This window comes from Chryseobacterium sp. BLS98 (assembly GCF_001045445.1).
Lineage (GTDB): Bacteria > Bacteroidota > Bacteroidia > Flavobacteriales > Weeksellaceae > Chryseobacterium.
Window position 1 is genome coordinate 701,271 of record NZ_LFNF01000003.1, and the last position, 15,558, is coordinate 716,828.

10 protein-coding genes are annotated in these 15,558 nt (G+C 39.3%); 9 read left to right on the forward strand and 1 reads right to left on the reverse strand.

What is annotated here, in order from left to right:
* Positions 1–469: 469 nt before the first annotated feature.
* Positions 470–2,773: a reprolysin-like metallopeptidase gene (locus ACM40_RS14380; RefSeq protein ID WP_083996868.1), complete on the forward strand. Its 2,304-nt coding sequence runs from the start codon at positions 470–472 to the stop codon at positions 2,771–2,773.
* Positions 2,774–2,839: 66 nt separating this feature from the next.
* Here the strand turns inward: ACM40_RS14380 and ACM40_RS14385 are convergent, their stop codons facing one another.
* A complete protein-coding gene (locus tag ACM40_RS14385) occupies positions 2,840–4,435 on the reverse strand; it encodes a peptide chain release factor 3 (protein WP_048503442.1) in 1,596 nt (531 codons plus the stop codon).
* Between the two features lie 368 nt (positions 4,436–4,803).
* Here ACM40_RS14385 and ACM40_RS14390 point away from each other — a divergent pair, with 368 nt between their 5' ends.
* From ACM40_RS14390 to ACM40_RS14425, 8 genes are all read left to right on the forward strand, one after another.
* Entirely contained in the window at positions 4,804–5,634 is an 831-nt protein-coding gene (locus ACM40_RS14390) for a CPBP family intramembrane glutamic endopeptidase (RefSeq protein WP_048503443.1), read from the forward strand.
* A 6-nt stretch (positions 5,635–5,640) separates the two neighbouring features.
* Positions 5,641–6,255, forward strand: a complete 615-nt coding sequence (locus ACM40_RS14395) for a hypothetical protein (RefSeq protein ID WP_048503444.1) — start codon at positions 5,641–5,643, stop codon at positions 6,253–6,255.
* A 4-nt stretch (positions 6,256–6,259) separates the two neighbouring features.
* The gene (gene rdgB / locus ACM40_RS14400) at positions 6,260–6,835 is read left to right on the forward strand and encodes an RdgB/HAM1 family non-canonical purine NTP pyrophosphatase (protein WP_048503445.1); all 576 of its coding nucleotides are present in this window, start codon (positions 6,260–6,262) and stop codon (positions 6,833–6,835) included.
* 86 nt (positions 6,836–6,921) lie between these two features.
* Positions 6,922–7,836: a ribonuclease Z gene (locus ACM40_RS14405; RefSeq protein WP_048503446.1), complete on the forward strand. Its 915-nt coding sequence runs from the start codon at positions 6,922–6,924 to the stop codon at positions 7,834–7,836.
* 7 nt (positions 7,837–7,843) lie between these two features.
* Complete coding sequence (locus ACM40_RS14410; RefSeq protein WP_048503447.1) at positions 7,844–8,614, forward strand: TIGR02757 family protein; 771 nt, start codon at positions 7,844–7,846, stop codon at positions 8,612–8,614.
* A 10-nt stretch (positions 8,615–8,624) separates the two neighbouring features.
* Positions 8,625–9,176, forward strand: coding sequence for a DUF1003 domain-containing protein (locus ACM40_RS14415; RefSeq protein WP_048503448.1), 552 nt, complete (start codon positions 8,625–8,627; stop codon positions 9,174–9,176).
* Positions 9,177–9,404: 228 nt separating this feature from the next.
* Positions 9,405–11,762, forward strand: coding sequence for a T9SS C-terminal target domain-containing protein (locus tag ACM40_RS14420; RefSeq protein ID WP_048503449.1), 2,358 nt, complete (start codon positions 9,405–9,407; stop codon positions 11,760–11,762).
* Between the two features lie 170 nt (positions 11,763–11,932).
* Entirely contained in the window at positions 11,933–15,526 is a 3,594-nt protein-coding gene (locus tag ACM40_RS14425) for a T9SS C-terminal target domain-containing protein (protein ID WP_048503450.1), read from the forward strand.
* Positions 15,527–15,558: the final 32 nt, after the last annotated feature.

The window sequence follows — 15,558 nt, forward strand, 5'->3', positions numbered from 1 at the left end:
TATTATTCTGGTAAAATTTTAATAAACTGAAAATCATTGTATTGAATTTGTTTTACAAAAGATTTACAAAAACAGAATGAATGAAAATTATCTTCAACAATAAGTTAAATGATTAATTTTTTATAATCATCAGGTTTAAAAAATAAATATTTATAAAAAATACGTAGAATAGAAATCTGTTTTTTTTATTATTTACTGGTATTTTTCCTAGTAAATAATGATAACGGTTTATTGTGTTTTGGGATTGTTTTATAATAATTTAACATTTTTTTTGAAAAATAACATTGAAATGCTGATTCTGAATATTATAATATTTACCTTTGCTTTTTAAGATTTTATAATGAAAGACGTGTATTTTGTTCTCGTTTTTAATACTACAATCGTCTACACTTGTTGATGATGAAATTATATTATTCAATATTAAAAAGATAAGCACAGTAATAATAAGTTTAAAAAAAAGAAAAACTATATGAAAAAACAAATACTTTTGATGGGGATATTTCTTATTTCCAATGTTTTTTTAGCACAAACGAGCCGGCTTTGGAAGGAAGTCTCTCAAAAAAATTCTTCTGAAATCTTTGAAAATAAGACCGGCCTTCTTCACCCCAAAATTTATAATCTTGATTTTGATAATTTAAAGAATGCTTTAGCGAAAGCACCTAAAAGATTTGCTGTTAAAGGAAAGTCTGATATTATTATTTCTTTCCCAAATTCCAATGGTCAGTTTGAAAATTTCAAAGTAAGAGAAAACTCCAATTTCGATCCTGAATTGGCAGCAAAATACCCAGATATTAAATCCTATGTTGGGGTAGGTGAAGATGATCCTGGTTCTACTATTTATTTCAGTACTTCACCATTGGGATTATCTTCAATGGAGATTTATGGAAACAAATCAGCGGTTTTTATCGAGCCCTATACTAAAGACCTTTCAACCTATGTCGTTTATAAAAAGTCAGACAAAAAAGAGAGTTTAGATAAGTTTGAATGTACTGTGCTTGATGTTGCTCAGAAAGGTCTGGATAATTCTGATCTTACTGCAAGACCCAATGCTGATGATGGAAAATTAAGAACTTTCAGATTAGCCTTATCCTGTACAGGTGAATATACCACCTATTTCGGAGGAACAGTAGCGGGTGCACTGGCAGCGATGAACAATACAATGACTCGTGTAAACGGGGTTTTTGAAAAAGATTTCTCTGCAAGAATGATCATTATTGCCAACAATAATGCTGTAATTTATACGAATGCAGCTACAGATCCTTATTCTCCTGCAGCCCAAATGAATAACTGGAATGCTGAGTTACAGAGTAATTTGACTGCAACGATTGGAGAAGCAAACTACGATATCGGCCATTTATTTGGAGCAACCGGTGGTGGTGGAAATGCTGGTTGTATTGGTTGTGTTTGTACCAATGGATCAAAAGGAAGCGGATATACTTCGCCGGCAGATGCTATTCCATCTGGTGATAATTTTGATATTGATTATGTTGCCCATGAAATGGGGCATCAGTTTGGGGGGAATCATACATTTTCTCATAATATTGAATCAGCAGGAGTAAATATGGAGCCCGGTTCAGGATCTACAATTATGGGATATGCAGGGATTACCAACCAGGATGTGCAACAACATTCAGATCCGTTTTTCCATGCTATAAGTATTCAGCAGATTACCAATAATATTAAAACAAAAACCTGCCCTGTAGTTACCAATACCGGAAATGCTATTCCTACAGCTGATGCAGGATTAGATTATATTATTCCGAAGGGCACTCCATTTGTGCTTACAGGAACGGGTACCGACGCAAATGGAGATACTCTGACCTATATTTGGGAGCAGATGGATAAAGCTGTTTCTGGACAAACCGGAGCAAATTCTGCGGCAACTGCATCAAAAGCTTCTGGTCCTACTTTCAGATCTTGGACTCCACAAACTGTTCCTGTCAGATATTTTCCAACAATGACTTCAGTATTGGCTGGAAGCACGACCACTCAAGGTTCAGAAATTGCTGTAGAAGCTTTATCAAATGTTGCGAGAACCTATAACTTCAGGTTTACCACTCGTGACAATAGAGCGGGAGGTTCAGGAAACAATTCTGATGATATGGTAGTTACAGTGAATGCAGCTGCAGGCCCGTTTACCGTAACTTCACAAAATACTACTGGAATTGTCTGGACTCAAGGTCAGTCGTATCCAATTACATGGGATGTTGCCAATACAACAGCGGCACCGATAAGCGCACCTAATGTAACCATCCTGTTGTCAAAAGACGGCGGTCTCACGTTCTCAACTGTTTTGGTGGCAAGCACTCCTAATACGGGTTCTTATAATTATACTGTTCCAGGCGGTCTTGGCACAATTACCAATAATGCAAGAATTATGGTGAAAGCTGCTAACAATATATTCTTTAACGTCAATTTAAAGAACTTTACAATTAATTCATCAGCGGTAGTAGATCCCGGACCAGATCCAAGAAATCCGGTAATACCTACAAGAGTATACCAGGGTCTGATGATATATCCGGTGCCTTCCAATGACGGTTATGTTTATATCAAAGCTGATTTCCCAAGACAGGTTCCCCTTCGTCCATACGTTATTACTTACGAATTATTTTCAATGGATGGAAAACTGATTGTTCCTAAAAAGACCAAATATATATTTGATGAACTTCTGGAGCAGATTAACTTAAAACATTTACCTAGCGAATCCTATATGATTCATGTTACCGTAGATGGAGAAAAGATTGTTAAAAAGCTAATGATGATCCCTAAATAATAAATCATCAAAATAAAAAATAAAAAAACCGTTCTGCCGAACGGTTTTTTTATTTTTTATTACAATTTAGCTTTGTTGAAATTCGCTTATAAAATGCAGTTTCACATTCGGGAACTTTTCCTGGGTCATATGAATAGTGAACGAAGAATCTGCAAGAAATACAAGCTGGTTATACTTATCTCTTGCAAGGAAACGCTGCTTTAGTCTTGCAAATTCCTTAAACTCTTCAGACTTTTCATCAGCTTCCACCCAACATGCTTTATGCATGGAAAGAGGCTCGTAGGTACATTTGGCGCCATATTCATGCTCCAGACGGTACTGGATAACCTCATACTGAAGCGCTCCAACCGTTCCGATGATTTTTCTGTTGTTCATTTCCAGGGTAAATAACTGGGCAACCCCTTCATCCATAAGCTGGTCAATACCTTTTGCCAGCTGCTTGGCTTTAAGAGGATCATTGTTGTTGATATAACGGAAATGTTCAGGTGAAAAACTTGGAACCCCTTTGAAGCTCAGTTTTTCCCCTCCCGTAAGCGTATCTCCGATTCTGAAACTTCCGGTATCATGTAAACCAACGATATCACCTGGGAAACTTTCTTCCACTACCTCTTTTTTATCAGCGAAGAAAGCATTAGGAGAAGAGAATTTCATTTTTTTGCCTTCCCTTACCAGTAAATAATTCTCGTTTCTCTTGAATGTTCCTGAAACAATCTTTACGAATGCAAGTCTGTCCCTGTGTTTAGGATCCATATTCGCATGGATTTTGAAAACGAACCCTGTGAAAGTACTTTCTTCAGGTTTTACCAGACGGGTATCACTTTCTTTAGGCTGTGGCATCGGAGCAATATCAATGAAAGCATCCAACAGTTCACGAACCCCAAAATTATTTAAGGCAGAACCGAAAAATACAGGCTGAAGATCCCCTTTCATATAATCTTCACGATTAAATTCGGGATAAACAGATTGAATCAGGTCCAGCTCTTCTCTTAAAGTTTTTGCAGCTTTTTCACCAATAACATCATCAATGGAAGTATCGTTGATATCATCAAACTTAATAGAGTCTCCAACTTTCTGTTTTTTCTCTTCTAAGAATAATTGAATATTATCTTCCCAAATATTATAAATTCCCTGGAAGTCACTTCCCATACCGATTGGTAAAGAAAGCGGGCAAACTGTTAATCCCAGTTTTTGTTCTACTTCATCCAGCAGATCGAAGGCATCTTTACCTTCACGGTCCAGTTTATTGATGAAAACAAGCATAGGAATATTTCTCATTCTACAAACCTGAACCAGTTTTTCCGTTTGTTCCTCAACCCCTTTTGCAACGTCGATCACAACGATTACAGAGTCTACGGCAGTTAATGTTCTGTAGGTGTCCTCAGCAAAGTCTTTGTGACCCGGTGTATCCAGAATGTTGATCTTGTGATCTCTGTATTCAAAGGCCAATACGGAAGTCGCTACAGAGATCCCTCTCTGTCTTTCGATTTCCATAAAGTCGGAGGTGGCTCCTTTTTTTATTTTATTGGACTTTACCGCACCGGCTTCCTGGATAGCACCCCCGAAAAGCAGTAATTTTTCCGTAAGGGTTGTTTTTCCGGCATCCGGGTGGGAAATAATCCCGAAAGTCTTTCTTTTTTGTATTTCTTTGATTAAGTCTGACATAGTGTATTTTGAAGTTGCAAAAATCGGGATTTTTTGTGAGGTTTCAAATAATTTGGGAGAATAAGTTGTAGGATTCGGGTTTGAATATGGGAGAGCGAGAGAGTTTGAGTGTTTGAGTTTGAGAATCGGGGAGTTTAGGGCTCAGAAATGTATAATCCCGTAAATAATGAATGAACGACAAATATTAGTTGGCTGAGGCTCTCGAAGCCAACGGCAATAAAGCAAAATTGAATAATTTATATTTCTATCAAAAACCCTCAAACCCTCAAACTCTCAAATACACCAGCATCCAAGAATTTCCCTTTTTAGTTGCTTAAGCCTTTCAAAAAAATTACCTTTGTTTTTATAAACTTTTTACAGAGAAAAGTATGGAAAATAGCAGGTATCCGAAGTTTACCTTTACATGGATAGGCGGTCTTGTTTTACTGGCAGGGTTATTTATAGGAACAATGGCTGTTTCTTTTTTCGGTAGCTTCTGGAAAATTGCTTTCAGGGAAAACCTCGAACTGAAAGAATGGTTTCTGATGGTGACCAATGCAGCCGGATTCTTAACTGCTATTGCCTTTTTTGATTTTTTTATCGTAAGGCCTTCCACCGGAAAAAAGCTGAACTTCAATTTTTCCCCGACAAATTTCTATACCTACCTCCTGATATTTCCTATGATGATCGGGATGATGTTTATTTCAGAATTTATCACTTCTCTCATACCAACTACAGGCCCGTTCTGGGGGAAATATTATGAGTTTTTCTCACAGCTTATGGAGCAGCTTACCTTTGAACCGGTAGTCATGATCATTATGACTGTGATTATGGCACCTATTTTTGAAGAAATTATCTTTAGGGGAATTATTCAAAAAGGATTAATCAATAAAGGAGTAGATCCGCGGAGGGCTATCTTATATGCCTCCGTTATTTTTGGACTCGTTCATGCCAATCCCTGGCAGTTTGTAGGGGCAGTATTACTGGGATGCGTACTGGGGCTGGTATATCAGAAAACAAAATCATTGTTGCTGCCCATACTGTTGCACGGATTTAATAATCTTTGTTCTTCATTACTTGTCACGTATACCAAGAACGAAAGCTTTGCAGATGCTTTTAAAATTTCCGAATGGATTATTTTGGGTGTTGGGATGGTGCTTTTTTTATCATTTTTTTATCTCTTTACGGTAAGGAACAAAGTTCATTATTCTGAAATATAATTTTTCATGACAAAGCAAATCGGTAACTTTTCAATTGAAGAAAATGAAGAAGAAGTTTCGTTGCATTATTCCCTGTCGAAAAAAGACTGGATTGATTTTGCAATTAAACTGGTCATTGCCATACTGCCTTTATCTATAGGTTCCCTGTTTCTGTACGGAGCTATTTATAAAAATACAATATTGGAGCTGGCTATAGGAATTGGGTTTCTGCTTGCAGGCTGTGTCTTTTCTATTGATGCTGCTTCTATGATTATCAGAGTAAGAAGGAATATTGTCAGGATTTTAAAAAAAGAGGAAATACTTATCCACAGAAAGACATTGTTTACATCAGATACCTATAAGCTGCAGGATATTAAAGCATTTATTGTATCCGGTAAAGATGAGCAGGTCCGTTTTAATAGAAAATCACCGCGAAGGCTTTATGGAACGCTAGAAATAAAACTTGGTAATGGTGTTTTAAAACCGATTCTGATCGTCAATCCGAGAAAGATTTTTCGGACCTTTGATGATATATCAGATAAAGCTGATCTGCGAAACGAGGCTAAAGATATAGTGAAAGAATTAAACAGGTGTATTAAAGCAGAGTATCAGGTTAAAGACTTTATAATAGAAAATTTTTAAAACAATGGAATTATTAGTTGCCACACATAACGAACACAAGAAAGAAGAGATCCAGCAGATCCTGGGAAATGATTTTACTGTAAAAAGCCTTACAGATTATGATATTCATGAAGAGATTGTAGAAGATGGTGATTCTTTCAATGCCAATGCCCTTATCAAAGCGAAATATTGTTTCGAAAAAACAGGAATTCCCAGTTTAGGAGACGACAGCGGCCTTGTTGTGGAAGCTCTGGATGGCAGGCCGGGAATTTTTTCTGCCCGTTATGCAGGAGACCATGATTTTGCTAAAAATATCGAAAAGGTTTTAAGCGAGCTGGAAGATCAGGAAAATAGAAAAGCCTATTTCATTACCGTTCTTTGCTATTATGACGAAAATGGTGCCCGGTATTTTGAAGGAAGAGTTCATGGAAATTTACTTACAGAAAATAAAGGACACAAAGGTTTCGGCTATGATCCTATTTTCGTTCCTGAAGGTTACGACAGAACTTTTGCAGAAATGAATCCCGAAGATAAAAACAAAATAAGTCACCGCAAACAGGCATTAGACCTGTTCCTAGACTTCTTAAAAGTAAAAGAATGATATTCTATGCTTTTTAGCATTTAAACTTGGATCTGAAATTTATGTTTAGATTTTCTGTCGTACATTTGTTACAATAAACTATTGATTTGAGTACTTATTTAACGATATTAGGCTTTAATTCGGCTATTCCTACCATTAACTCTTCACCTACGGCACAGCTGTTGGAAATGGAAGAAAGGTATTTTCTGATTGATTGTGGAGAGGGAACCCAGGTACAGCTGAGAAAAGCGAAAGCAAGATTTTCAAAGATCAATCATATCTTTATATCACATCTTCACGGGGATCACTGCTTTGGCCTTCCCGGGCTTATTGCCTCTTTCCGTTTGCTGGGAAGAGATAATCCCCTGCATGTTTATGGTCCGAAAGGAATCAAGAAAATGCTGGAAACCATCTTTACGATTACAGAAACACACCGTGGTTTTGAAGTGATTTATCATGAGCTTGATAAAGATTATTCTGAAAAGATCTATGAAGACAGCAGGGTAGAAGTATATACCATTCCATTGGATCACAGGATCTACTGCAACGGGTACCTTTTTAAAGAAAAACCTAAAGACAGGCACCTGAATATGAAGGAAATTGCCAAGTACAGCGAAATAGAAACCTGTGATTATCACAACATAAAAGCAGGAAAAGATGTTATTTTGAATGATGGTTATGTCCTTAAAAATGAAGTGCTGACCCTTGATCCTGCACCTCCTGTTTCCTATGCCTTTTGCAGCGATACCCGGTATCTTGAAACGGTGATCCCGATCATTAAAAATGTAACCGCCCTGTATCACGAATCCACCTTTCTTCATGACCTGAAAGAAATGGCAGACTACACCGGACATTCCACTGCATTGGAAGCCGCGATGATCGCCCAGAAAGCTGAAGTGGGAAAACTGATCCTGGGACATTTTTCAAACCGGTATGCAGATCTTACGGTGTTTACTGATGAGGCCAGAAATATTTTCCCCAATACCTTCCTGCCGAAAGCATTGGAAAGCGTAAAAATTTAAAAACGGTATGCTCAATTTTGAAGAATTAAAAAGCTTTTTGAATGAAAAAGCAGATCAGTACAACAGTCCTGATTTCATTGAAGATGATCCCATACAGATTCCGCACCGTCTCAGTTTAAAACAGGATATCGAAATTGCAGGTTTTCTGGCAGCCACTATTTCGTGGGGAAACCGGAAATCCATTATCCGTTCGGCAGATAAGATGCTGGATATTATGGGAAATTCTCCTTATGATTTCGTATTGAATCATTCCGAAAAAGATCTGAAAACGCTTCAGGACAAAAGTATTCACAGAACATTTAATGGTGAGGATTTTGCTTACTTCATCAGGCAGTTCCATAAAATCTATAAAGAAAATGAAAGCCTGGAAAATTTATTCATCGTCAAAGATCAGGAGACGAATTTCCAGCATGCTATTGAAAGATTCAGGAGCAGTTTCCTGGAAACAGAGAAACACAGAAGCCATAAACATATCAGCTCGCCTTATAAAAACTCTTCCTCCAAAAGAATCATCATGTTTTTGCGGTGGATGGTGAGAAAGGACAAACGTGGCGTGGATTTTGGTATTTGGGAGAATATCAACCAGAAACATCTTTCGATTCCGTTAGATGTGCATACGGGGAATATTTCCAGAAAACTGGGTCTTGTTTTCAGGACGCAGAATGACTGGAAAACAGTGGAGGAACTGGATGCTGCCATCAGGAAATTTGATGAAAACGATCCTGCTAAATATGATTTTGCCCTGTTTGGTCTTGGGGTAACCAAAGAACTTTTATAACACAGAAAAGATGAAAAAGGAAAAAGAAAAAACAGAAGCTTTAGAAAAAATAGCGAATGGTATTACGTGGTGGGTAGGGTCTATCCCTTCACTTATTGTTCATACCTTATTTTTTATCATATCCTTTCTTCTGCCCATGCTCAATATTGTTGAGTTTGATAAAATGCTTCTGATCCTTACAACGGTAGTTTCTTTAGAAGCAATTTATCTGGCAATTTTTATCCAGATGTCTGTCAACAAGAGCCATGAAAAGATCGAAGACATCCAGGAAGATATTGAGGAGATCAGTGAAGATATTGAAGATATCCAGGAAGATATAGAAGAGATCAGCGAAGACATTGAAGAGATCAGCGAGGATATTGAGGAGATTAATGAGGACATTGAAGATATCCAGGAAGACATCGAAGAAATCAATGAAGACGAAGATGATGAAGACCATAATGAGAGAGCTAAAAATGTGATTCTGAAAAGCAACGTGAGCTCAAACAAAAATGAGATCAAAGCCTTGAAAGATATTATCAGCCAGCTTCAGACAGAGATAGAGCAGCTGAAAAAAGAATAAATAATAAAAAAACAACTCACAACCGATTCTAAAATACAAGCAGTTATGCCCACTGGCAGGACTGCTTTTTTATGTTAATCCATCGTCAGAAGTAAATCCTACTATTTTTGTGGAATATGTAACTATAAAATGTATTTATTGTGAATAATTTGTTTGAATTTATTTTATATGCTGTATGAATGTGGTTTTTACTTATATTTTTGCTACATTTGAACAAATGATAATAAAATGTTCAATTATAGACTGAATAATTACTTTTTAGTTACCGTGTTTCTATTGGCTTCCATGTCTGTATTTTCTCAGAAAACAGGCAGAAAGCTGCAGCCTGAAAAATTTAGTGCCCAGAGTAAAAAAGCAGGAGCATTTATAGATGTCAATGTACCTACTTATGCCCCTTCAAGTTTTACCATAGAGCAGATTGTGAAAAATGTACTGATCTCAGGAGGATCGGTCTGTGCAGCACCCAATGTGAGCAATGTAACGATTTCCCCGAATCAGCCGGCAACAGATACAGAAAGAGCTTGGGGATATTTCCATAAGGGAACGACCAATTTTCCTTTTACCGATGGAGTGGTGCTTGTTTCCGGTAAAGCAAGAAGAGCAGGAAACGGATTAGAAGGCACATTAGGAGATGTTGTTCCCGGAGCGGGAATAAATGATCCTGATCTCGTAGCAGCTGTTAATCCGCCGGTGACCCTTAAAGATGTGGTGGCTTTAGAATTTGATTTTGTTCCGAACAGCAATCAGGTGAAATTTAATTATTTATTTGCTTCAGAAGAATATACCAGCGGATATCCTTGTGGTGATTTTGCCGATAGTTTTGCGCTCCTGCTTAAAAAAGTGGGCGATCCTACCTATGAAAATTTAGCAGTTCTGCCCAACGGAGACGGACCTGTAAGTGTTACCAATATTATTCCGCATGGAGTAGGATGTGACGGGGAAACTCATAATGAACAGTACTTCGCCGGATTGAATACATTGAATATAGAAACTAATTTCATAGGAAGAACCATACCGCTGACAGCTGTTGCTACTGTAGTTCCCGGCCAGACTTATCATTTTAAAATGGTTTTGGCGGATGCTTCAGATAACGGTTATGACTCTGCCGTATTTCTGCAGGGAGGCTCTTTTGATATCGGGATGACGATCGTGGATGGTAACGGAAATCCTCTGGGAGACACATTGAATATGTGTGATAATACACCGCAGACTTTAAAAGCAATGGTGACCACAGTTCCCGGAATGACCTACAAATGGTATAAAAACGGAGTTGTGATCCCTAATGCAACCAGTGCTGTGTATATAGCTACCTCACCGGGTGTATATGAAGTAAAAACTTTCGTGGGCGGGACAGAATGCCAGAAAGCAAGCATTACCATCATAGGCGGAACCTCTCCGGCGGCCCAGAATGCAACATTGAAACTTTGTGCCACTCCTGCCCTCAGTACTTTCAATTTAGAAGATGCAAAACCGCAGATCAGTACAACGGCAGGTGCAGTATTTCGTTTTTATGCCAATCAGGCAGATGCACAGGCTCAAAACAACAACTTTATTACAAACCTTACCAACTATAACGGAACTGACGGACAGGTAATTTACGTTGTCGTTTCCAACGGTGCATTCTGCAGCAAACTTGTCACCCTGACTTTAAAAAGAGAAGAAACACCTGTTGCTCAGCTTAATGCTCCAAGGTTAAGAATCTGTGAGGGAGAATCTCTGATACTGACTGCTTCCGGCGGTGTCACCTATCAATGGGGAGATACTGCTGCAACCGGAGGAGTAAGAACCGTAAGTCCGATCCAGACAACCACTTATACCGTATATGCTATCGGGGCACAGGGATGTAAATCCTTACAGCCCGCCACCATTACTATTGACGTGGTTCCTGCCATTGTTTCCTCACTGAAAGGAGGCCAGATCTGTGAAGGAGATATGATCCTTTTGGATGCCGGATCCGGACCGGGATATACCTATGAATGGAATACCGGGGAAACCACTCAGGCTATTACCGTAGGAACGCCAGGTGAATATACGGTGACGATCAGCAACGGAGTATGTTCCAAAGAATTTAAAACCCTCGTAATACAAGCTGGCATTCCGGAAATTATAAAAGTTGATTATAATGACAACGGAACAATGGTTCTTACAGCCACTAACCCCAGCAATGGTATCTTAGAATATTCCGTAGACAACGGTTTTACATGGCAGTCTTCCAATGTATTCTCCAATGTTCCTAAAAATACAGTCATATCTATAAGGGTTAAAGTGAAGGATACCAGCTGTATAGGCTTTTTGGAATACTTTACATTCGTCATGAAGAATGTGATCACCCCTAACGGAGATAATGTGAATGATATTATTGATTTCAGCGGGGTAAGCAGCTATAAAGACTTTAACGGTCTGGTTTTCGACCGCTATGGAAAAGAAGTATTCAAAGCCGGCAAAACCCGACCTTACTGGGATGGCTATTTCCAGGGGAAACGTCTGCCTACCGCCTCTTACTGGTATCAGGTAACCTATCAGGATCCTGCCAGTAAACAGATGGCAGTGAAAACGGGATGGATTCTTCTTAAAAATTTAGAATAATCATTATATAATTTATAGAAAGGCTGGCATTTTTGTCAGCCTTTCTTATTGTTTTCAAATAAAGCAAATTTATATTGCAGAATAAATAAACTTGTAGTAGTGATAATGTAAATTGTGTTAAATTAACTTTCAATCAAAAAAAATAGTATTTTTGTTCAAAATACTATAAAATGTTAAATAGGAGGATTGGAAATTTATTTTTGGCGTTATTTTTTGCACTTATCGGGAACTTTGTTTTTGCTCAGAACATAGACAGAGCAACGATTCCTGCAAAAAAAGCTAATGCAACCTCTATGAAAGCCGGTGTTTTTATAGATGTAAATACACCCAATTATCCGGAGTCCGGCTACAGCATTACACAGCTGGTAAAAGAAGTGCTGATCTCCGGAGGAGCCTGTTCTACTTCCAATGTGAGCAATGTAAGTGTTTCACCCAATTTAACAGTAAGTGATCCCAACCGTAGCTGGGGGTTCTTTAATAAAGGTACTACAGCTTTTCCATTTGCAAAAGGTATCGTTCTTTCTACAGGATATGCTGCCAGATCGGGGAATACTTTTCAGGGCGCTTTAAGTGATCCTTTGTTCACTCCGGGAGATATTGATCTTGCCAATGCTTTAGGTATTAATAATGCCGAATTATGGGATGCTACCTATATTGAGTTTGACTTTGTACCCGCATCTACAGAAATTTCATTCAGATATTTATTTGCGTCCAAAGAATATGCTCCCGGGTTCCAGTTTGCATGTACCAAATCAGACGGATTTGCTTTGTTGTTAAAAAAGGCAACAGATCCTACCTATACCAATCTGGCAGTGCTTCCCGGAGGCGCTGGACCTGTAAGTGTTACCAATATCCACCCGGCAATTCCCGGAGGTTGTGGCGCCGTTAACCCTTCTTATTTTGCAGGGATCAATAATCCAGTGGTTGAAACTAATTTTGACGGACGTACAATACCCTTGACTGCAAAAGCCACCGTAACTCCTGGTGTAACTTACCATTTTAAAATGGTTTTGGCAGATTTTAGCGACAGAAATTATGATTCAGCTGTATTTCTGGAAGCAGGATCATTTGATATCGGGGTGAAAATTTTAGACCCTGCAGGAGTTCAGCTTCCTGACACGGTTTATATGTGCGATAACGCTCCACAGACATTTACAGCCTCTGTACAGGTTCCTAACGTTACCTATCAGTGGTTTTTAAATAATAATCCTATTCCCGGCCAGACTGGTCCGAGCTATACTGCTACACAGCCTGGAGTATACAGTGTTCAGGTATTCATCCAGGGAAATACCTGTCCCGGAACAGGAACTATTACCGTGGTGGGCGGAACTTCCCCTACGGTACAGAATGCAACCCTGACAGCTTGTTATGCCGCAGGAAATGCAACCTTTAATCTGCCTTCCGCAAATGCTTCTATCAGTACAACACCCGGTGCAACGTTTTCATACTATTTAAACCAGGCAGATGCCAATGCAGGAAATGCAAATACAATTCCCAGCCCTGCCACTTATTCGAGTCCAGGTGGGCAAACCGTCTATGTTCTTGTCAAAAATGGTTTCTGCTCCAAAGTAGCTGAGTTGCAGCTGGTAAAAGCTCCTCAGATGACAGCATCAATTCTGCCACCGGCAGTATTAACCTGTGCCAGTTCACAGACAACTTTAGATGCTTCAGCTTCTGTTTATCCTGCAGGATCTACTTTTAACTGGACAACTACAGGAGGAAATATTGTTTCAGGAGGAACTACCTTAAATCCGGTTATCAATGCTCCGGGAACCTATACTTTAACCATATCGAAAACCTATCAGCCAGGAGGTGTAATCTGTACCACTACTGCTAGCGTTACAGTTACCGGAGACAGCGCTCCACCGGTTACAGGACTTACAGCAAGTAAAATACAGATATGCAGCGGTGAATCGGTAACCTTAACGGCATCAGGAGGTACTACCTATAACTGGACAGGCCTTCCCGGAACAGGAAATACTCAAACTGTATCACCTACTGCAACTACAACTTATACAGTAACAGCGGTAGGAGCTAATGGATGCGTGTCTCAAAATCCTGCCACCATCACTATTGAAGTTTCGCAGCCTATTACTGTACAGGATGCTGTATTGCATAAATGCTATGCGCCGGGACTTACCTATGACCTGACAACGGCTCAGAGCCAGATAACCTCTGCTGGAGCTGGTGTTACCTTCACTTATTATATTAATCAGGCTGATGCTCTTGCAGGTAATGCTAATTTTATTGCAACACCTACAACTTATTCACCCCCGGGAAATCAGACCATATACGTATTGGTGAAAAACGGAGGATGTCATTATGTGGTTTCTCTTCAGTTGCTGAGGACTGCTGAAACAACACTTACGATAGCAGCGCCGCAGCAGATAACCTGTACTACACCCCAGACTACATTAGATGCTTCTACATCTGTAGTGCCTGCAGGATCTACCATTGCATGGACAGCAGCTGGAGGTGGGAATATTGTTTCAGGTGCAAATACCCTTACCCCTGTAGTTAATGCAGGAGGAACCTATATCCTTACGGTTACCAATGTATCACAGCCGGGTAATTTAACCTGTACGTATACGGCAACCGTAACCGTAACCCAGAATACAACATTGCCAACAGCTACTGTGGTGTCCTCACAGCCCAGAATATGTGTAGGCGAGTCCGTAACTTTGACGGCCTCCGGTGGGGTTACCTATAACTGGGTGGGACTTCCCGGCAACGGAAATACACAGGTGGTTTCACCGACTTTAACTACGGTATATACTGTCTATGCAGTATCTGCCAACGGTTGTATTTCTGCAACCCCGGCAACGGTTACTGTTACCGTTGGGCCGCCAACAGCGGGAGTATCGGCGTCTAAAATAAAAATCTGTGCCGGAGAATCCGTTACACTTACTGCTACAGGTGGAGTTACCTATAATTGGGTAGGGCTTCCGGGGAACGGAAATACACAGGTGGTTTCCCCTACAATTACTACGGAATACTCAGTTTATGCACTTGGAGGTAATGGTTGTAGCTCAATAAACCCGGCGAAAGTAACGATTGAAGTTGTTCCTGCCATTGTTTCTACATTGGAAGATGTATACGTCTGTGAAGGAGATACAGGAATTTTAGATGCTGGTCCAGGTACAAATTATACCTACTTATGGAATACCGGAGCAACCACTCAAACCATATCTACTAATGTTCCCGGAACTTATACCGTTACCATCAGTAACGGAACGTGTTCCAAAACGTTTACTGGAAAACTGTTAAATCCGGATCTTCCTAAATTTACAAATATCGTATATGATAACCATGTGCTTACCCTTACGGCAAGCAATCCTACGGGAGGCGTTTTAGAATATTCGATAGACGGAGGGGTAGTATGGCAGCCATCCAATATATTCTATAATGTATTGAACAATACCAACTACCATCTGATGGTAAGGGTCGTGGATGCAAAATGTGGTACAACACTGGATTACTTCACTTTTGTAATCAGCAACGCTATTACACCTAATATGGATGGAATAAATGATACAATAGATTTCTCTGGAATCAGTGGTTATAATAATTTTGCAGCATCCATCTTTGACCGCTATGGTGCACAACTCTTCAAGGCCACTAAAACCGATGCAGTCTGGCGAGGCACTTTAAAAGGTCTTAATCTGGCTACAGGCACTTACTGGTATAAAGTACAATGGGAAAACCCGGCAAGTAAAAAGCTTGAACAGCGCTCCGGCTGGATATTGCTAAAAAATAGAAACTAATACGCAAACCTTCCATATTTGGAAGGTTTGTT

Bases quoted from the DNA above. Each gene is read 5' to 3' on its own strand.
- ACM40_RS14380 (WP_083996868.1), top strand. From the start codon at position 470: ATGAAAAAACAAATACTTTTGATGGGGATATTTCTTATTTCCAATGTT.
- ACM40_RS14385 (WP_048503442.1), bottom strand. From the start codon at position 4,435: ATGTCAGACTTAATCAAAGAAATACAAAAAAGAAAGACTTTCGGGATT.
- ACM40_RS14390 (WP_048503443.1), top strand. From the start codon at position 4,804: ATGGAAAATAGCAGGTATCCGAAGTTTACCTTTACATGGATAGGCGGT.
- ACM40_RS14395 (WP_048503444.1), top strand. From the start codon at position 5,641: ATGACAAAGCAAATCGGTAACTTTTCAATTGAAGAAAATGAAGAAGAA.
- rdgB (WP_048503445.1), top strand. From the start codon at position 6,260: ATGGAATTATTAGTTGCCACACATAACGAACACAAGAAAGAAGAGATC.
- ACM40_RS14410 (WP_048503447.1), top strand. From the start codon at position 7,844: ATGCTCAATTTTGAAGAATTAAAAAGCTTTTTGAATGAAAAAGCAGAT.
- ACM40_RS14415 (WP_048503448.1), top strand. From the start codon at position 8,625: ATGAAAAAGGAAAAAGAAAAAACAGAAGCTTTAGAAAAAATAGCGAAT.
- ACM40_RS14420 (WP_048503449.1), top strand. From the start codon at position 9,405: ATGTTCAATTATAGACTGAATAATTACTTTTTAGTTACCGTGTTTCTA.
- ACM40_RS14425 (WP_048503450.1), top strand. From the start codon at position 11,933: ATGTTAAATAGGAGGATTGGAAATTTATTTTTGGCGTTATTTTTTGCA.